This window comes from Cellulosilyticum ruminicola JCM 14822 (assembly GCF_001311925.1).
Taxonomy (GTDB): Bacteria; Bacillota; Clostridia; order Lachnospirales; family Cellulosilyticaceae; genus Cellulosilyticum; species Cellulosilyticum ruminicola.
In genome coordinates, this window is record NZ_BBCG01000038.1 from 14,556 (window position 1) to 33,185 (window position 18,630).

19 protein-coding genes and 1 pseudogene are annotated in these 18,630 nt (G+C 32.7%); 16 read left to right on the forward strand and 4 right to left on the reverse strand.

Translation table 11 applies throughout. The features are described from left to right. Positions 1-2: 2 nt before the first annotated feature. The 14 genes and pseudogenes from JCM14822_RS12245 to JCM14822_RS12305 all read left to right on the forward strand — a co-directional run bounded on the left by JCM14822_RS12245 (position 3) and on the right by JCM14822_RS12305 (position 13,359). Positions 3-1,442, forward strand: a complete 1,440-nt coding sequence (locus JCM14822_RS12245; protein ID WP_054742672.1) for a class I adenylate-forming enzyme family protein — start codon at positions 3-5, stop codon at positions 1,440-1,442. Positions 1,443-1,453: 11 nt separating this feature from the next. Beyond that, a complete protein-coding gene (locus tag JCM14822_RS12250) occupies positions 1,454-1,699 on the forward strand; it encodes an acyl carrier protein (protein WP_054742673.1) in 246 nt (81 codons plus the stop codon). 10 nt (positions 1,700-1,709) lie between these two features. Next, a complete protein-coding gene (locus JCM14822_RS12255) occupies positions 1,710-2,786 on the forward strand; it encodes a hypothetical protein (protein ID WP_054742674.1) in 1,077 nt (358 codons plus the stop codon). Positions 2,787-2,927: 141 nt separating this feature from the next. Then, a pseudogene (locus JCM14822_RS12260) lies at positions 2,928-3,299 on the forward strand (FUSC family protein); the annotation flags it as partial. Further along, positions 3,296-3,448, forward strand: a complete 153-nt coding sequence (locus tag JCM14822_RS22630) for an HAD family hydrolase (RefSeq protein WP_172674819.1) — start codon at positions 3,296-3,298, stop codon at positions 3,446-3,448. The pseudogene JCM14822_RS12260 and the gene JCM14822_RS22630, both read left to right, overlap by 4 nt. Next, positions 3,448-4,035, forward strand: coding sequence for an HAD hydrolase family protein (locus tag JCM14822_RS12265; RefSeq protein WP_054742676.1), 588 nt, complete (start codon positions 3,448-3,450; stop codon positions 4,033-4,035). The genes JCM14822_RS22630 and JCM14822_RS12265 overlap by 1 nt, the downstream gene beginning before the upstream one ends. A 124-nt stretch (positions 4,036-4,159) precedes the next feature. Next, positions 4,160-4,867 carry a DUF975 family protein gene (locus tag JCM14822_RS12270; RefSeq protein WP_054742677.1) on the forward strand — a complete coding sequence of 236 codons (708 nt, stop codon included), beginning with the start codon at positions 4,160-4,162 and terminating at the stop codon, positions 4,865-4,867. A gap of 158 nt (positions 4,868-5,025) precedes the next feature. After that, complete coding sequence (locus JCM14822_RS12275) at positions 5,026-5,892, forward strand: CAP domain-containing protein (protein WP_054742678.1); 867 nt, start codon at positions 5,026-5,028, stop codon at positions 5,890-5,892. 993 nt (positions 5,893-6,885) lie between these two features. Further along, a complete protein-coding gene (locus JCM14822_RS12280; RefSeq protein WP_054742679.1) occupies positions 6,886-8,427 on the forward strand; it encodes a LexA family protein in 1,542 nt (513 codons plus the stop codon). A 625-nt stretch (positions 8,428-9,052) separates the two neighbouring features. Then, positions 9,053-9,280: a YgjV family protein gene (locus tag JCM14822_RS12285; protein ID WP_054742680.1), complete on the forward strand. Its 228-nt coding sequence runs from the start codon at positions 9,053-9,055 to the stop codon at positions 9,278-9,280. Between the two features lie 256 nt (positions 9,281-9,536). Continuing rightward, a complete protein-coding gene (locus JCM14822_RS12290; protein WP_054742681.1) occupies positions 9,537-10,907 on the forward strand; it encodes an ABC transporter substrate-binding protein in 1,371 nt (456 codons plus the stop codon). Between the two features lie 82 nt (positions 10,908-10,989). Then, on the forward strand, positions 10,990-11,832 hold the full coding sequence (locus JCM14822_RS12295; protein ID WP_054742682.1) for a carbohydrate ABC transporter permease: 843 nt from the start codon (positions 10,990-10,992) through the stop codon (positions 11,830-11,832). Next, on the forward strand, positions 11,832-12,671 hold the full coding sequence (locus JCM14822_RS12300) for a carbohydrate ABC transporter permease (RefSeq protein ID WP_054742683.1): 840 nt from the start codon (positions 11,832-11,834) through the stop codon (positions 12,669-12,671). Before JCM14822_RS12295 ends, JCM14822_RS12300 begins: the two co-directional genes overlap by 1 nt. Before the next feature lie 298 nt (positions 12,672-12,969). Beyond that, positions 12,970-13,359, forward strand: a complete 390-nt coding sequence (locus JCM14822_RS12305) for a hypothetical protein (RefSeq protein WP_157047741.1) — start codon at positions 12,970-12,972, stop codon at positions 13,357-13,359. Positions 13,360-13,368: 9 nt separating this feature from the next. Here the strand turns inward: JCM14822_RS12305 and JCM14822_RS22635 are convergent, their stop codons facing one another. The 3 genes from JCM14822_RS22635 to JCM14822_RS25055 form a co-directional block, all read right to left on the reverse strand. Continuing rightward, the gene (locus JCM14822_RS22635) at positions 13,369-13,671 is read right to left on the reverse strand and encodes a transposase (protein ID WP_083461433.1); all 303 of its coding nucleotides are present in this window, start codon (positions 13,669-13,671) and stop codon (positions 13,369-13,371) included. Positions 13,672-13,713: 42 nt separating this feature from the next. Continuing rightward, positions 13,714-13,848, reverse strand: coding sequence for a hypothetical protein (locus JCM14822_RS22640; protein ID WP_278287220.1), 135 nt, complete (start codon positions 13,846-13,848; stop codon positions 13,714-13,716). Between the two features lie 105 nt (positions 13,849-13,953). Beyond that, complete coding sequence (locus JCM14822_RS25055) at positions 13,954-14,094, reverse strand: hypothetical protein (RefSeq protein WP_408606203.1); 141 nt, start codon at positions 14,092-14,094, stop codon at positions 13,954-13,956. Positions 14,095-14,346: 252 nt separating this feature from the next. Here JCM14822_RS25055 and JCM14822_RS12310 point away from each other — a divergent pair, with 252 nt between their 5' ends. After that, positions 14,347-15,513 (forward strand): cation diffusion facilitator family transporter, encoded by a 1,167-nt coding sequence (locus JCM14822_RS12310; protein WP_242861504.1) that lies wholly within the window; start codon positions 14,347-14,349, stop codon positions 15,511-15,513. 1,106 nt (positions 15,514-16,619) lie between these two features. Continuing rightward, positions 16,620-17,099, forward strand: a complete 480-nt coding sequence (locus tag JCM14822_RS12320; protein ID WP_054742686.1) for a flavodoxin family protein — start codon at positions 16,620-16,622, stop codon at positions 17,097-17,099. Positions 17,100-17,200: 101 nt separating this feature from the next. Here the strand turns inward: JCM14822_RS12320 and JCM14822_RS12325 are convergent, their stop codons facing one another. After that, positions 17,201-18,187, reverse strand: coding sequence for a serine hydrolase domain-containing protein (locus JCM14822_RS12325; protein WP_054742687.1), 987 nt, complete (start codon positions 18,185-18,187; stop codon positions 17,201-17,203). Positions 18,188-18,630: the final 443 nt, after the last annotated feature.

The window sequence follows — 18,630 nt, forward strand, 5'->3', positions numbered from 1 at the left end:
AAATGGATGTTATTGAATTTTTATTAGCAAAACAAAACAATCATAAGGTTGCAATCAAACAAGGGGAAAGGGAAGTAACATATCATCAATTAAACCAGGAAAGTTATAAGGTATCAAAGGTTATAGAAAATGAAAGTGGCCAAAATGTAGGGTTATTTATACCTAATTCTATAGAATATATTATAGGTTATTTTGGCATTTTATTTGCACATAAAACAAATGTTATATTAAATGCGCAACTCACCGTAGCTGAGATTGAACTTATTGCAGCAGAAAGTGATATGAAGACGCTTGTTACTATATCAACTAACAAGGAAGCTTTTAAGGTATTAGAAAAGAAGCTTCAAATTGTATATGTAGATGAAATGTACTTAGAAAAATCAGAGGAAGTAGATGAGATTAAAATCGCTTCACCAAATAAAGAGGATATTGCCCTTATTTTTCCTACCTCTGGTACAACAGGCTTACCTAAACTTGTAATGTACAGCCATGAAACGTTAATGACAGGAATAGAATGGACTTTAGAAACCATGTTAACGCCAGAAAGTGGCAGAGAATTAGTTGTTATTCCACTTTGTGCTGCATTTATTAATACAGAACAAATGTTATTAAATTTATATGTAGGTGCAACAATTATATTATATGAAGGAAGGCTTAAATTAAATAAATTATTTAATATGTTTGATAAAGAAAAAATTACACGTTGTAGTGTAGTACCTTCTGTACTAAAGCTCATTGCAGAATATTATAATCCTGAAAAACATCATATTGAGCAGTTAGATCGTATATTAATCGCTGGAGAAAAAATAGATGAAGGAGATTTTATCTATATTAAAGAAAAGTTAGCACCTGTGAAGGTTATCCAATCTTATGGGATGACAGAAGCGTCTACACCAATTTGCCATAAAACTTATGAAGACTGGGATCAGTATCCAGAATCAGTAGGCCGCACAGTAGGGGAAATGCAGCTTAAAGTTATTGACGGGTCAGGAAAAACTGTAAAAGCTGGAGAGTTAGGTGAAATACTTATCACCAGTCCATATTTAATGAAAGGGTACTATGGTAAATCTGAGGCATTCTTAAAAGATGGCTGGTTATATACAGGAGATATTGGGTATAAAACAGAAGAAGGTTATGTGTATATTATGGGACGTAAGAAAAACGTTATTATTTCAGGCGGGCGTAACATCTTCCCAGAAGAAGTAGAAGCCATGATTCGCAAACATAAAATGATTCATGAAATTAAAGTATATGGAGAAAAAAGTGAAAGTTCAAGAGAAATTGTAGTGGCAGATATAGAAATTGAACCAGGTGAAGTATTTGATTTAAATGCACTTTCAACATATTGCCAGGAACATTTAGCTTTTTATAAGATTCCAAAACATTTCTATGTAGTAGAGGAAATCGAAAAGACAGCATCTAATAAGATTAAAAGAAGATAGGGGAGACGAAAATGGATTTAGCAGAGAACTTAAAACAAATTGTAGCAGAAGTACTTAAAATAGAAGAATCAGTTATTAAACCAAAAAGTTCACTAAGATATGATTTAATTGTCACATCGATTTCCTTTATTAAAATCGTGACAAAGATAGAGGATATATTTGAAATAGAAGTAGATGATGATGCGTTAGATATAGAAGAAGATATGGATTTTCAAACATTCTGTAGTAAGGTGGAAAAAATAATTAACGATAATTAAGGGGGAGAATATGTCCGAAGCATTATTGACACAAAATTATTACTTTGATGCGCAGGGGAGAAAAGACCCATTTTATGATATGAGTTATTTTTGCTTAGTTACTTGTATTTATCAAATCTATAAAAATGCACAGCCACAGGCACAGCAAGTCATGTATTCTTTAATTGATGACTTATCAGTATTTATGATTTTGAATCAAGAAAGGGAAATAGAAGAAATTTTTACAAATGAAATCGCAACAGAAAGCTGTAATTATAGTTTGGAAGAGTACGAGGGAGAAGAAGGCTTAAAGGTATTACATCAGCTTTTAGAAGAAGGAAAACCAGTTATTGTATGTACAGTGACAGAATTATTGGATTTTAGTATAAATTATACACCAGATTATGACCTTAAAGAATTTGAACCAGGCCATGTATTTATTATTTTACATTTTGATGGAGAAAATTATTATTACTTAGAAGATCCATTTGCACAAATTAATTATGATTATTTCATACCTTATAAAGAGAGAAAAGATATAGGTGTTATGCCGAAAGAAAAGATGGAGGCAGCTTTTAACGGTTATTTACAATGCATTATTGCAAAGCTTAATTTAGAACAATCACATTTAGTTGAGGAACGTGTGAAACAATCTATTTTGTCTTCAGTTCAAAATTATTATAAGCCAAATGAAAACTTAGAATCAGGTAAAGTGAAATATACAGGTAGAAATGTAATATGTGAACTTATGAAGTTAGTAGAAAAGGGCTTAGACTTAAATGGGAGTATACCAGGTGTAACAACGAAACTTATAGGTTTTATACCTTGGCTATGTTCTATACTTTATAAAAAACGTAAGTTATTGACATTAGGATTAAAAGATTTAAGTGATAAATATGAAACATTTGAGGTAGCACCAGAACTCTTTGAGTGTTTAAAACAGTCTGAGAAAAAATGGACAAAGTTTAAAAACCGTATTGAAAAAAATAAAGTACGTCATATAGAAAGCTTAGATGAGAGTTATATTCCAGTTCTAAAAGAAATATTAGAAGTAGAAGACCAGTTAAATGAATTATTAAAAATCTGCTTAGAAAATATTCAATTTTAGATTGAAAAATGATTTTAAAATAGCGTATAAGATGATATGATAAAATAGACTAGAAATTGACTTCAGAAAGAACAGCAAGGTTTACCTTTTTATTCAGCCATTGCAGCTATTTTATGTATGTAAACTTATACTGAAAGCAGCTTAACAACTGCAAGAAATCGTATTATTGGGACAATGATTGGAGCATTTTATGGCTCAATTATACTAGCAGTTAAATTTATGATTTTTAAAAATCTAGAAAGCAATATGTTATATTACACGTTACTTTCTGTGGCAATTATTCCTATTATTGAAACAACTGTACATCTTAAAAAGCCACAAGTTGCTTATTTTTCATGTGCTGTATTTTTAAGTATTGCAACAAATCATATATTAGATGAACAGCCATTTATTTATGTGCTAAATCGTGTTATAGATACACTTGTGGGCATTGTTATTTTAATACAATTAAGATTCCAACTAAGAAGCAAAAAGATATATTATTTATTTCAGGCATTAATAATACATTATTGACACCAGATGATGCCCTTTCAGCTTATAGTAAATTTGAACTTAATCGTCTTATTGAGTCAGGGGCTAATTTTACAGTTGCTACAGAACATATACCAACATCCGTTATGGAAATCTTGAAAGATATTCATTTTAAAATGCCGATTATTTAATGAATGGGGCAGCTTTATATGATATTAAAGAAAAGAAATATATGCATACGGTAGTTATTAAGCATGATATTGTGAAGTCTATTTTAGAAATTTTAGAAAGAGAAAAGGTAGGGTGTTTCATTAATACTGTAGTACAGGACATTTTGCTGATTTATTTTACAGATATGACCAATCATACTATGGAAGCGTTACACTTGCGCCTAAGAAAGTCGCCACATCGTAATTATATTAATGCACCACTTTCAGAGGGGCAGGATGTTTTATATCTTTGCATTATTGAACCAACGCCGGTTATTGAACGTTTGGCAAAAGTATTGGAAATGAAGCCATTTATGAAAGATATTCGTATGCATATTCGTGAAGAAAAAAATCATGAAGGGTATAGTTATATGCGAATTTATAGTCCACAAGATACAAGAGAAAATATGATGGATTATTTACAGTCATATTTAGGCTTTGAAAAACGTATTACCTTTAGTAGCATAGAAGGCAGCTCAGATGTACATGTTGAAGCTGAAGATGGTGATGGGGCAGTTAGAACAATGAAGAAACAATATGAACGTTATATTTGGGAGCAAGCAAGTTAGCTTGCTCCTTTTTAATTAGAAATTAGTCTAAGATGATAAAAAAGACAATATAATACATAGAAGTCATATGCAGACTTTGATAAAATAGGGTTTATATTTATTATGAAGGGAGAGGCCATTTAGTATGTGGACAAGAGCAGATTTAAAAGAAAGTGCAAAGGCAGTTTTAAAGACAAATTATTGGCAGGCTTTTGTGGTGGCATTAGTAATCTTTTTGATAGGGGTAGATGGAAGTAATGGAGGAAACAGCAGTGGCTGGAGATTTTGGGGAAATAAGAGTTATCTGGAAAATACTAAAATAGTTTTCATGCTTTTTTGCATAGGAATAATTGCCGTAGCTGTTCGAATTTTTGTAGGCTATATGTTAGAAGTAGGGGGAAGAAAGTTCTTTATTAGAGCAGCTGAAGGCGAATCTCAAATGAGCTATTTAGGTTATGTATTTAAAGAAGGGGCTTATTGGAATGTATTTAAAGCAATGTTTTATCGTGGCATTTTAGTATTCCTATGGACATTACTTTTAATAATTCCAGGGATTGTTAAAGGTTATGCTTATAGCATGGTACCTTATATTTTAGCAGATAATCCTAATATGGATTATAAGAGAGCAAAAGAGCTTAGCAATCAAATGACAATGGGACAAAAAATGGATATGTGGGTTTTAGATTTATCTTTCATAGGTTGGTATTTACTTGGCGCAATTGCCTTTGGTATAGGTGTGGTTTTTGTGAATCCATATTGCTATGCAACGAAGGCAGAATTATATAAAGTGCTTAGAGAAGAAGCAGTTAAGAAGGGATATTGTACATTTTGGGAATTAAACATGACATATTAGACAAACTGTATAAAACAAGCATATTGGAAATTCGATAAGAATACTATATTAAAAAAGGACTTATATGTATGAGAATAAGTTCTTTTGTATATATTTATAGAATTTTCTATAATAATGTGCTAAAGTAAAAGAAAAACATAAGAAGGTGGGGTGGCCATATGAAAAGAGCAGAAATATACTTATTGATAGGGGCAATAAGTATATTTGGTGGAAATGCACAAGCGGCAATCAACATAATAACTACTCAGTATAGTGCAGCAAGTACTACTCAAAACCCACAATCAGAGAAGACAATAGGTTACAAAGGGAAAACTATTAATTTAGGGAGTAATCTAGAGACATTACAACAAGCCTTAGGTAAACCAGATTTAAAACTTTCAGACGGAACATATGACATTGTTTTTTACACAAAAGATGCCAATGAGACAATAATCTTTTACATGCAAGAGGATGCAGTAGTAGGTTTTTGTACAAATGCTAAAAGCTTCAAATTTAGGGAGATTACTTACGGAAAAATAGGAGAGGTGACAGATTCTGATATTATTGCAATTAAAGATGAACTGCAAAATAACAAGATTGTTGCGATTGCGTACAATGTAGAAGCAGAAAGTGATACAACAAGCACTGCTTATTTAAAGGCTAATGAAAGAGTGATTATCGCCTTAACCAATGGTTTCCGTGCAAAAAGCAATGTAACACCACTTAAATATAATGAAAAGTTAACAGGCATTTCAAGAAGCCATTCAGAAGAGATGGCAAACAAAAATTACTTTAGTCATACAGATGCACAAGGTCTTTCACCAAGTAGAAGAATGACAAATGGCGGAATAAATTGGAAAAGCTGTGCCGAGAATATTGCAGCAGGTAATGGATTAGGAATTGAAACCTTTGGTCAATGGTTAAACTCAGAAGGACATAGAAAAAATATGCTTCAACAAACAGGTGATATAGGTGTAGGCGCAGCGTATAGCAGTTCAAGTACATATAAATATTACTATACTCAAAACTTTGCAAAACTTAGATAATAAGGGGATTTAAAGTTTACAAATGTAAAATTCAAAAGATGTCAGTAAAAAGCAAGCTTCTTTGCTATTTAGGTAAGGAAGCTTTTTTTGCGTTACTATAAGCTATGGATATATTTTTAATCATTGAGTTGTATACGTTCTGCAGGTTCAGTATCAAGTCTAGGTCTAGTGTCTATAAAATGATATGAAGGATTTTTGCTTTGAAAGCTCTAATAAGTTCAAGGAGCGCCTAGGTATCTACATTACTAGACGAATAAGGATGTTGTGAAGATGAAGGAAGTTTAATGCTGCTTAAATCGATGGGGTGTCTAGGTGCGTTGTCAGCAGTATTTGTTGAAGGTGCTACAGAGTACTATCATTTAAGTTTGGTGCAGTGAGTTGCACATCGTTAGATGGGTTTAATTCAGCAGGTTTGAACTCTAATTAAGGTTTAGCTAATTGCATTTGTTCTCTTATTTTACAAACAAGATCATCGTAGATTGAAATATTATTTATCATATATGGATATACTTCCTGGTAAAATATTTTATAAATTGGCGTGTCTAAGTATTCTAAATGATTTGTATGTTGGGTTCAGTAGTATTAGATGAAGCATCATCTGATGTCATTAGATGACTTAGTATTTCAGTTTTAAGTTCTGAAGCATCCTCATCTGGTGAAGTGTTTTGTAATTTGGTTTGCACTTTATTTTTAAGTTGCTTTTTAGTGCTTGAGCTTTTAAGGTTGCCTTTTGATTATTTAATGCATTAAGCTTTTCTTGTAATAAGTTAAGCTGGACTTGTTGTGCCTTGGTTGTGGACTTTCTGTTTTGGGGACATGATTTAATATTAAGCAGCTGTTCGCTTTGCACAAAGGGATTTGGATTTGCTATATATATCGAAAAATTAAATATTTTTATAAATATTAAGAATAATACTTGCTTGAAAGTCTCATAAGAAATTTGTATAATAGAAAGATAGAATAATGTACGGTAAAATACATAAGGAGGAAAAAATGCTAAAGCTTACAAAATCACAACAAAAATTTGTAGCACAACGTCACACAAGACAAGCTGTTATCAGAGGAGAAAAGCATACAGGGAAAACGACTATGGGCATCGGGCGGATGATTTATTTAGTAAATCATAAATGTGAAGATGAAATGCTATTTGTAGCAGCAAACAGCACCGAATGCAAAAGTGCAGCAGAACTTTTTGAAGCAGAGTATAATAGACAAACTATGAGTTTATTTGAAAGTGAAGGATGTAAGACTGAGATTTTAAGCATTGATTCGCTTATGATGCAGCTTTATGAATTACTTTTTGGAACTTATAAAGGTGAAGTATTAGAAGAGATAGATGTAGATGTTTTACAAACAGCTATTATTGAAGTAAAGAAGCAATACCCTAGAGCGAAGTTTTTAAACGAAGCAGGTATGGCTTTTATTTGTGATGAATTAAATTGGATAAATAGCTGTGGTTATACACGTTTAGAAGATTATGGGGTAGCAGCACGTAAAGGCTGCGCTGTGAAGTTACCTAAAAACGGTAGAGGAAGATGTGCGCTTTGGGCAATTAAAGAAAACGTAGACAAACAGCTTGTAGCAAAAAATCAAATTTTAAAATTAGCATTACAAGCAAAGGTTTTAGAAGCTAGTGAAAATCTAAAAAAATCTTATAAACATCTCATTATAGATGATAGTCATATGCTGACAAAAGTGCAGCTTCAAGTTTTAAAAGCGATTCATTATGGGGGAGAACTTTTATTTTTAATGGACAAAAATCCTTGTGAGGCACGTATAACTTGGCTTAAACGCGGACAGACTTTTAAACAAGTTGGCTTTAATATGACAGGACGTATGCGTCAGCTTAGAGGGTCTAAGAAAAGTAAAGCCAAACAGCTTAAAAAAGCGGTTTTAACACCTCTTGAAATCTTTATGGCTGAAATGGCACGTAAGAAAAAGTCACAAACTCCAAAACAAAGCCGTAGTATAAAGGGCATTAAGCCAATTGAAGGCGTGCAAATGAGTTTTCAAAATAATGCCTATATAGGTAATTTACCTTGGTATGTAGAAACTTATAAATATGTGAATAAACTTACAGGCGTAGAAACTGTATTCCAAAAGGATACAAGTGCAGGGGAAACTTATATTGATGAAGTGAAGCAAGAGAGCGTAGCACAGCTGCCACTTTATGCTTCTGATATTGCCGCTGGTCAGCCTATTGAGGTTGTAGATGAGATTAGTGAACGTTTTGAAATTCCAGGAGAACTTGTAAACAATAAGCGTGGTACCTATATGCTTCATGTACAAGGGGATAGTATGATTAATGCCCAGATTAATGATGGGGATTATGTTATCATTCAAGCAGGTGCTGTAAATAATAATGAAATTGCGGCAGTTTATTATAATGGGGCCACAACGCTTAAACGTATTGTACAAGAAGAAGATCATATTCTTTTAGTAAGTGAAAACCCTAAATATCGTCCAATTGTCATTGAAGATGATGATTTTAGAGTTATGGGCAAATTAATTGGTGTTATTAAGCCAGTTATGTAGAAAATAAGCTAAGTAATAGTATTTAAAATAGGTTCATGTATAGAACAAAAAGGGAGTTACTTTCATTCTGGAAAAGATGGAAGAAAACCAAATCTTCTGCATATAAATGCATTGTATAATATAAATCATTCTATTTATCATGATGTAGTAATACAAAAGTCTAAAGAAAAAAATGAACATAATGCTTTACAAAAAATGTAGAAGATATAATTGCAAAAAATTTTATTCCTATAAGGCCTGATAGGCATAGAAAACGACACTTAACTATCAAGATTTTTCATAGTTTCTTTTATAGGGTAGCATAAATTTTTATAATTGAATAGAAATTTTGAGACAGATGCAAATCTATCTATTTATAGTGCCTAAAAATAGAAAAGAAGTTGAAGAAATGAATCTTCAACTTCTTTTTTCTAAAGAGTGCGTTTCTAACACAATGTTAACTTAATAACATTGCTTTTAAAGTAACTTACTTTTTGTGCTATTTTGTTTATAAAGCAGTTACATATATACAAGAAGAAAGAGTAACAGCAACCATGCAATGTAAAGAATAAACAGAACTATGATAAATAAAATGTAAAAAAGTCGGTATACTAAGGGTGGGGGTAAATAGATAGGATGAAGAAATATGTTTAATGTACCATGGATTGAATGGGTAGGGTATAGTGCTTCAGCAATGATTGCAATTTCTCTGCTTATGACAGATATTCATAGGATAAGAGTTATTAATACCATAGGATGTATTTTATTTATTATTTATGGTATAGGCGTGGGTGCATATCCAGTCGCTATTGCTAACGCGATTATTATTATCATTAATATTTATCATATTTTTAAATTAAAGAAAGCCAGTTAAAGTAAAAAGAAGATGAGACACTGTCCATCTTCTTTTGTGTTTTATGAAATAGTTATAATTAAGCGAAAAAATATTAAAATTTATCAAAATCATTAATAAAAGTTAAGGTATGTATCATACAAATAAACAAGTGGATAAGATGTCAGTCGGAAAGACATATTTTTTATACGCTGCTTAGAATCGTTTCCAGGCCTTTTGGAACAGGCACAATGACATCTTGAACTTTAAAAATTTTAAAGTTGAAAGGGGTAATTTCATGAAAATGAAACGCGTATTTAGTGCAGTATTAGGTAGTACAATGCTTATGAGTATGCTTGCAGGATGTGGCGGCTCTACAGAAACAAGTGTAGCAGCAAATGGCGGAGAGATTTATTTCTTAAACTTTAAACCTGAAAGCGCAGAAATTTATGATAAAATCACAGCAGATTATGAAGCAGAAACAGGAGTTAAAGTAAAAGTAGTGACTGCAGCAAGTGGTACATATGAGACCACTCTTAAATCTGAAATAGCAAAATCAGAGCCACCAACGATTTTCCAAATTAATGGTCCTGTAGGTTATCAAAACTGGAAAGATTATTGTGCTGACTTAAAAGATACGAAACTCTATAGCTACTTAACAGATCAAAGTTTAGCAGTAAGCAGTGAAGGTAACATTTATGGTATTCCATATGTTGTAGAAGGTTATGGCATTATCTATAATGATGCAATCATGCAGCAATATTTTAGTCTAACGAACAAAGCAGTAGATATTAGCAGCATGGATCAAATTAATAACTTTGATACATTATCAAAAGTAGTTACAGATATGACAGCTCATAAAGATGAATTAGGAATTGAAGGGGTATTTGCGTCTACTTCACTTGGGGCAGGTGAACAATGGAGATGGCAGACACATCTTGCAAATATACCGTTCTACTATGAGTTTTCTGAAAATGTAAACTTTGATAATTCAATTTTAGCAGGGCTTGATGCTAAAACAGTTGATTTCAAATATAGTCAAAACTACAAAAATATCTTTGATTTATATATGAATAACTCTTGTACAGAGCCAGCAATGCTTAGCAGTAAATCTGTAGATGATTCTATGGCTGAATTTGCACTTGGTAAAGTTGCAATGGTTCAAAATGGTAACTGGGCTTGGGGACAAATTAGTGGTGTAGATGGCAATACAGTTACAGAGGATAATATTAAATACTTACCAATCTATACAGGTATACAAGGTGAAGAATCTCAAGGTCTTTGCATTGGCACAGAAAACTATTTTGCGATCAATAGTAAAGTTTCCAAGGAACAACAAGATGCTTCAATTGCATTTCTTGAATGGCTTTTTTCAAGTGAAAAAGGTAAAGCTTATGTCACAAATGATTTAAAATTCATTGCACCATTTAATACATTTACAGAAGCTGAAAAACCAGCTGATCCACTTGCTAAAGAAGTATTAAATTGGATGAGTAAAGATGGTGTGAAATTAGTACCATGGACATTTAGTTGTTTCCCGAGTGAAGATTTCAAAAATACATTTGGTGATGGGCTTGTTTCTTATGCACAAGGCCAAGAAGACTGGCAAGCAGTAGAAAAAACAGTTAAAGATGCGTGGGCATCAGAAGTTGCAGCTAAAGCTGAATAAATCCTAACTGTATAAAAGAAGTAGGTCGGCTACTGGCCTACTTTTTTATACAAATTATTAATAGATTAAGGGGGAGAGGGCTGTGGAAAAAATTCTAAAAAGATACTTTCCGTTATTTGTATTACCTACACTGATTGCATTTACTGTAGCGTTCATTGTACCTTTTGTATTAGGTGGATACCTTTCTTTTACTAAATTTACAACTGTTACAGATGCTAAATGGGTAGGTATCGGCAATTATATTAAAGCTTTTTCAAATAAGGATTTTTTAAGTGCACTTTGGTTTACAGCTAGATTTGCTATTGTTTCAGTGCTTTCTATTAATATTTTTGCTTTTGCATTGGCACTTTTACTGACAAAGGGATTTAGAGGCACTAATTTATTTCGTACAATCTTCTTTATGCCGAACTTAATTGGTGGTATCGTGCTTGGTTATATATGGAAGCTCATTATCAATGGTTTCTTACAACATTGGTCAGTAACCCTTACATATAGTCCATCTTATGGTTTTTGGGGACTTGTGGTGTTAATGAACTGGCAAATGATTGGTTATATGATGATTATTTATATTGCGGGTATTCAAAGTGTGCCAGATACTTTAATTGAAGCAGCTAAAATAGATGGGGCAACATTATGGCGCATCTTAAGAAGCATTACAATTCCACTTGTGATGCCATCTATTACAATTTGTATGTTCTTAACTGTGTCTAATTCATTTAAGCTTTTTGACCAAAACTTAGCATTAACTGCTGGTGATCCAGCTAATAGAACATCTATGTTAGCTTTAGACATTTTTAATACTTTCTATGGCAAAGTCGGCTGGGAAGGTGTTGGTCAGGCGAAAGCCGTAATCTTCTTTATACTTGTTGCACTGATTACACTGCCACAGTTATTACTTACAAGAAGCAAGGAGGTTGAGCAATAATGAATAAAATAGCCAGCAAAATCGGAGAATGGATTTTATTTGTGTTTACACTTGCTTTAAGTATTTTATTTCTCATGCCAATCTTAGTTGTACTTATGAATTCATTTAAAGGCAAATTTTATATTAGTGCTGCACCATTTAAATTACCTACAGTAGGAACATTTTCAGGCATTACCAATTATATTACAGGGCTTACACGTACAGGATTTTTAAGTGCTTTTGGATATAGCGTTTTTATTACAGTTTTTTCTGTATCAGTCATTGTGCTTTTAACGGCTATGACGGCTTGGTATATTACAAGAATTGATGATAAGTTTTCAAAAGGATTATATTATCTTTTTGCTTTCTCAATGATTGTACCATTCCAAATGGTGATGTTTACGTTAACAAAGGTGGCTAATACTTTAAAACTTGATAATCCTATTGGTATTATTTTAGTTTATCTAGGATTTGGGGCAGGACTTTCAGCATTTATGTTCTGTGGTTTTGTAAAATCTGTACCTATTGAAGTAGAAGAAGCTGCTTTAATTGATGGAGGCACACCAGTACAAACTTTTTTCCAAGTGGTATTACCAATGCTTAAACCGATTATGATTACAGTAGCCATCTTAAATACAATGTGGATCTGGAATGACTACTTATTACCATACTTACTTATAGGGAATGATTATAAAACTATTCCTATTGCTATTCAGTACTTAAAAGGCGGTTATGGCTCTATCGATATGGGTGCTATGATGGCTATGTTAGTACTTGCAATTATTCCAATCATTATCTTTTATCTATGTTGCCAGAAATACATCATTAAGGGTGTAGCTGCTGGGGCAGTGAAAGGCTAGAGAGAGGATTGCGAAAAAGAGGCCCGCTGGGGGCTGTGAGGAATGCTAGCTGCACTCTACGTAATTTATGATAGTTTAGGCTTGATAGTCAAATGGGCGGATGAGAACTCGCAGCACTCGTTTTACCGTGCTATGCTCGGACACTTATCCTAAAAACCGCATTGATTATTTTCATTAAGACTATCAGCAAATTACTCCGAAGGTAGCATAGCACCCTACACAGCCCCAGCTTTTTTTTAACTATACTGAGGGACAAAAAAAGAAAGATAATTTAAAATTGTGGTGCTAGAGTAAGTGGGTGGAGAATTTAGAATTAATAATAATGAACCTAAAAAAGAAAGGGTGGATTACAGCCAGTTTAATATTATCTACATTAATTACCACATCTATTATAGGAGCAACTTATGCTAAAAATAATACTATTAATACAACATTTACAAATATTTTTGATGATAGCAATTTGAAAAGCAAATATGAGAATATCAACAAAGAATTCAATATTAACAAGCAAATTGATATTGAGGGTTTACCTACAGCTAAGATTAATAATGGACTATGTATAGATACAGAAGTGGGTACTATTGGTAGTCTAAAAGAATATCCTAATCCATATATTTATCATAACTTGAGCTTAAGTACTCAAATTAAAGAACGAGGGGAATTAATTACCAAAAGATTAAAGGGATAATATTCCAATTTAAATTGAAATCTCTTTTATCGCTTGCTCATAAATCCAAGTTATTTCAAGGCGTTTCACTTCATTTCTAGCATGATTTAATCCCTTACTAAATCCTAATGACACGCCTTGAACTTCTAGTTCGCAGTATAGATAGCATAGCATCAATAAGCACATATATCGTTTTATTCCTCTTATTGTATGAATCTGATATTTATCAAAGCCTAATCGTCTTTTTGTTTCTCTAAAAAATGTTTCAATAGGCCATCTTTTAAGATAATGATTTAAAATCTGTTTAGTAGACAGTTCAGTATCTAGACTAATAAAACATTTTAAAACATGCTTATTCCAAAGCGCATTTTCAGGTCAACGCATAATAATCTTTACCTTTTTGAATCCATTAATTCTACCAAGATAGGTATATGTATAATAGGTCTTACCCTTGACTGTCACCAAGTCAAGTTCATGTTGCTTAAGTGTTTTAATAAAGTTATTAAACATTTATGTAATCTCCTTATGATTATGGTTTTTGTCGACTTAATTATATCAAGAGATGTCATAAATGTTTTTTATTTTGCTCAAAATCGTACTGGAAAATTATTGGAACTAATTTTGCTCGTTTATAGTATATGCTAAAGTTGATGTTGGCTCTAATTCTTGAATAAGCTGCATGCGTACATGCCTTTGCCAGTAAAAGAATTGTTTTTCGTTAATGTTATTCGCAATACACCATGCTTTTTTAGTCATGTTACTGTTATTGTTCTATATCATTGTCTCAAAAAACTACTAGTTTTCGAGGTACGAACTATTTACCGCTTACATAACACCAGCTTGCATTTGACAAGCTGGTAATTATTTAGAAGCAACTTCACGGATTCAGGTAATATATATTACGTAGAGAATTCTATTTATTAGGGGGCAGGGTATATGTTATAGTATAATTTTGATACCAAATTATCATAATAAGTATTGAACTATATTATTTTGGGAGGCTAGATTATGGGCAACGCAAAAGAAGCACTAGAGCTGATGAATATTGAAAGCAATAAGGAGGTTATGGATAGGGACAAAAAGATTATAAAGACAAGTATAATAGGAATCGTGGCTAATGTGTTTCTGGCTGTATTCAAAACAGTGATTGGAGTTATGTCCAATTCTATTGCGATTGTTATGGATGCTGTAAACAATATTTCCGATGCTGCTTCTTCAATCATTACGATCGTGGGAACGAAGCTTGCCAGTAAGCATGCAGACAAAAAACATCCCTTCGGCTATGGGCGTGTGGAATACTTAAGTGCGCTGATTATCTCACTTATTGTTCTTTATGCAGGAATTACATCATTTATTGAGTCAGCAAAAAGTATATTGTCTCCAGAGCTACCAAAGTATTCACGGGTTGCACTTGTGATCATAATTGTGGGTGTTATTGTTAAAATTCTTCTAGGACGATATGTTAAGAAACATGGTGAAAAATACAATTCTGGTTCGCTTATAAATTCCGGACAGGATGCTACTCTGGATTCAATCATATCAGCATCGACTCTTGTTGCTGCACTCATTTATATTATTTTCGGATTATCGCTGGAGGCCTGGCTTGGTATCATTATCTCTGTTGTTATTATTAAGTCCGGAATCGTAATGATTAAAGACACACTTTCACAGATTTTGGGAGAGCGTGCAGATCCCGAACTTGCAAAGGCGATAAAGAAAACGGTAACCAGCTTTAAAGAGGTGGAAGGAGCATATGACTTGGTACTTAATAATTATGGACCGGATGCATATAGCGGTTCTATCCATATTGAAGTTCCGGATATATTTTCCGCAGACCAATTAGACGAATTAATTCGTTCCATTACATTTGAAGTTTATAGAAAACACTATGTTTACCTTACCGCAATCGGGGTGTACTCAATCAACACAAAGGATGAATATGCTGTTAGGATTAGAGAAAATATCAGGCAAATAGTGTTGGGAATTGAGCATATCTTGGAAATGCATGGTTTTTTTGTGAATAAAGAAAAAAATACAATTCGGTTCGATGCGGTAGTAAGTTTTGATTCACCAGATAGAATTGCCACTTACCGACAGGTAGTGGATGCTGTTCAGAAGGAATATCCTGACTACATCATACAGTGTGCTATAGACACGGATTATTCTGAGACGTAGACGAATAGCTTTACAGTTACATTTTGTTTATAAGTTGCTTTCATTTGTATAAGGGTAGAAAAGAGAGCGACCTTAAGGTTGCGAATCAGCATGTAACTGGTCTTTGGAATTATGTGGTATTAAGAGATTGGAATTTTAATGATTAAAATTGATTGATATTTATAATTTTTAATCTGACTTCTAATGAGTCCTTTAGTAAGGTGCTAACTAAAAAGTGAGTAAGCTATATAATAAGCTTATACAAACTAGATGTAATAAAAAAGAATATAGAATAAAGATAATAAAATTTTAAGGGGAGATAGTTTTATGAAAAAAGATGTAGATGTATTGGATTATGCTAATGATATTTTAAAGGCAGTTAAAAAAGGTGTCCTTATAACAACAAAGGCAGAAGATAAAGTTAACTCTATGACTATTGAATGGTGAAACCTATATTTATTGTTTTTATAAGGGAAAGTCGTTTCACAAAACAACAGCTTGAAAAAAATTTCTGAGTTTACTGTGAATATAACAATTGGTAAGTTTAATAGAAAAATATTAGGTGTATGTGGAACTAAAATCTGGTAGAGATATGGATAAAATAAGTGAACTTAATTTATCATAGGATTAATCGATCAAAGGAAATATTTAAATTAGAAAAAGTTTATCAGAGTCACAAAGATTATGTAGAAGAACTCATTAGTAAGGCTATTTTTTATAATGAAACTCAGAGAAAGGAATACACAGAAAATTTTAAAAAACTATTTTCATCACCTGATGAGTTATTAGAAATAATATTTGGAAGGTAACTATTCAGCCATGCCTATAATGATTAAGTAAATTGAATAATTTTCGTGTAAATATACATAAAACGAAGAAATTTCACTTTCTATTGTATATTTATGTTTTCTAATCAGAAATTTACCTCTGATTTTAGATAGCGACTGAACAGTTACTTTGGAAGTTATTATGTAGGGAATATATGAAAAATTGTATAAATAGTACCATTATTACTGCTATTAATAGTATAACATTTAAATGATATTTTTGTACATAGTAGAAAGTTAATAGGTTAATTGGGGTATGCTAATAGCATAATTTAATTGTGAAAATACGAGGAGGCAAATATGAAAAATGCAGTTGTTTATAGTAGTGTAACTGGTAATACAAGAAAGTTAGCGGATGCTATTTGTGATAAGGTGGGGGCGCAGTATTGTGGAAAGCCTTGTGATGAGGCACTTGAGGCTGAAAATGTATTTGTGGGATTTTGGGCCACTAGGAATTCTTGTGGTGAGGATATTAAGGGATTTATAGAAAAGCTTTCAGGTAAAAAGGTATTTATATTTGGCACAGCAGGATATAACAATACCAAGGAATATTTTGATGAGATTTTAAATAGTGTAAAAGTAGTTGTTCCAGATTCTAATACAATTGTAGGGGCTTATATGTGCCAAGGTAAAGTTTCGGATACAATGAAGGCTAAGATTAAAGATATGAAGCCTGAAATATTTGAGGGTATTAAGGAGAAACTTGCTGAGGGTGAAATCCATCCAGATGAAAATGATATCAATGGATTATTAGCAGAAATAGAAAGAGTTAATTTATAATGCATTAAGAATTTATATTAAGAAGAATAGTGAGTTGAAAATAGAAGAAGCCTTGCGAAGAGTGTACCTATGGGTAGCTAGCCGCAAGGCTTTTTGACTTTCTAAAGGATCTCTAGGAAAGGTTCAATATGTTCCTCTATAAATTGGATGCGGTCTAAAACGGCTGGTTTAAAGGTGGCAGTGATAGCTATGGCTGTATGGGTAGTAGAATTTACATAGATTACATTACCGCTATCACCAATAGCGGCATAAATAGATTTTTCTGGATTTATAATCCACCATAAGTAACCATAATGCATATGATTGAAACGTTCATTGCAGTGAATATAAGGTGTGGTCATTTGATGGATCCAATTAGAAGAAATAATTTGCTTACTATGATATGTGCCTTGATTAAGGCAAAGTGCACCGATTTTTACCATATCTTCAGCTGATAAAGAGAGGCCGAAACCAGCAGCTGAAATGCCTTGAGGGTCACAGAACCAAGAGTTTGCTTTGGGAGATTTGTCTGTAACAAATTGAATATGTTCTTCTTTGTTTTGGACGGTAAATGCCGTGCATGGCTTAATGCCTAGAGGCGCAAAGAGGAACTTATTAGCGAATTCTAGAGTTGTCATATGGCTGGCCTTTGTGATGATGGCGCTAAGTATTTGAATGCCTAGAGTAGCATATTTAAATTTGCCGGTAATACCAGCTCTGCCGCCTAAAAGGTCCAAAGTGGCTTTGGTCCAGTCGTTACTTGTACACACTTTAGTCCAAGGTTCGGACTTGTATTTGTAAGGGGCTGTCATCGTGAGTAAATGTTTAAGGGTGACTTGACTAATGGTTTTTTCACTGCGTTTGATGGTATAATTAGGGAAGAAATCTAATACTTTTTGGTCTACGTTTTGAATAAGTTTTTGATCCATAGCGATGCCTATAAGTAGAGAGATTATACTTTTAGTTGCTGAGGCAATATGAAAATTATCAGTAGTGACTGCGTTATTCCAGCTATCACTATAGACTAAATAGTTATTTTTGATAGCTGAAATTTGACAGATATTAGGCTGAGTTTTTAAAACTAAATCATGAAGTTCATTGTGTTGCATACTTTTATTCACATCCTTTGAGAGAAGTTAAAGTATTCGGCCGAATGGACTAAGATATCTATGTATCATGCTATATTGATTTAAAATTTTTTTCAATACAATTCAATACAAAAATTAAAAGATTATTTGGATAATCTAGAAAGAAAAAGGAGGTAACGCTGGTTTGCCGTTATCTCTTTTGGTGTGTGGTTTAATCTTTTTTGTATGGGTAGAGCATAACGAAGAAGTTGTGAAGTACAAAGGCGACAATGGCTGTGGTCATATAAATTTGAATCCTTGAAATTTGTGTAATGATATTACCGAGGCCAGTGATAATGTAGTTTCTATACGTCTTCGATGCTTACTGATTCAGTTTCTTAAATCTTTTGGGTAAGGGTTCTTACTTAAAGCTAGCAAGGTCATATTTTTCTCATTTTTAATATGATCACCTATATATCCTTTGG

Bases quoted from the DNA above. Each gene is read 5' to 3' on its own strand.
- JCM14822_RS12265 (WP_054742676.1), top strand. From the start codon at position 3,448: ATGAATGGGGCAGCTTTATATGATATTAAAGAAAAGAAATATATGCAT.
- JCM14822_RS25055 (WP_408606203.1), bottom strand. From the start codon at position 14,094: ATGACTAAAAAAGCATGGTGTATTGCGAATAACATTAACGAAAAACAA.
- JCM14822_RS12255 (WP_054742674.1), top strand. From the start codon at position 1,710: ATGTCCGAAGCATTATTGACACAAAATTATTACTTTGATGCGCAGGGG.
- JCM14822_RS12250 (WP_054742673.1), top strand. From the start codon at position 1,454: ATGGATTTAGCAGAGAACTTAAAACAAATTGTAGCAGAAGTACTTAAA.
- JCM14822_RS12325 (WP_054742687.1), bottom strand. From the start codon at position 18,187: ATGCAACACAATGAACTTCATGATTTAGTTTTAAAAACTCAGCCTAAT.
- JCM14822_RS12275 (WP_054742678.1), top strand. From the start codon at position 5,026: ATGAAAAGAGCAGAAATATACTTATTGATAGGGGCAATAAGTATATTT.
- JCM14822_RS12320 (WP_054742686.1), top strand. From the start codon at position 16,620: ATGAAAAATGCAGTTGTTTATAGTAGTGTAACTGGTAATACAAGAAAG.
- JCM14822_RS12245 (WP_054742672.1), top strand. From the start codon at position 3: ATGGATGTTATTGAATTTTTATTAGCAAAACAAAACAATCATAAGGTT.
- JCM14822_RS12270 (WP_054742677.1), top strand. From the start codon at position 4,160: ATGTGGACAAGAGCAGATTTAAAAGAAAGTGCAAAGGCAGTTTTAAAG.
- JCM14822_RS12300 (WP_054742683.1), top strand. From the start codon at position 11,832: ATGAATAAAATAGCCAGCAAAATCGGAGAATGGATTTTATTTGTGTTT.
- JCM14822_RS12285 (WP_054742680.1), top strand. From the start codon at position 9,053: ATGTTTAATGTACCATGGATTGAATGGGTAGGGTATAGTGCTTCAGCA.
- JCM14822_RS12310 (WP_242861504.1), top strand. From the start codon at position 14,347: ATGGGCAACGCAAAAGAAGCACTAGAGCTGATGAATATTGAAAGCAAT.
- JCM14822_RS12280 (WP_054742679.1), top strand. From the start codon at position 6,886: ATGCTAAAGCTTACAAAATCACAACAAAAATTTGTAGCACAACGTCAC.
- JCM14822_RS12290 (WP_054742681.1), top strand. From the start codon at position 9,537: ATGAAAATGAAACGCGTATTTAGTGCAGTATTAGGTAGTACAATGCTT.
- JCM14822_RS22640 (WP_278287220.1), bottom strand. From the start codon at position 13,848: ATGTTTAATAACTTTATTAAAACACTTAAGCAACATGAACTTGACTTG.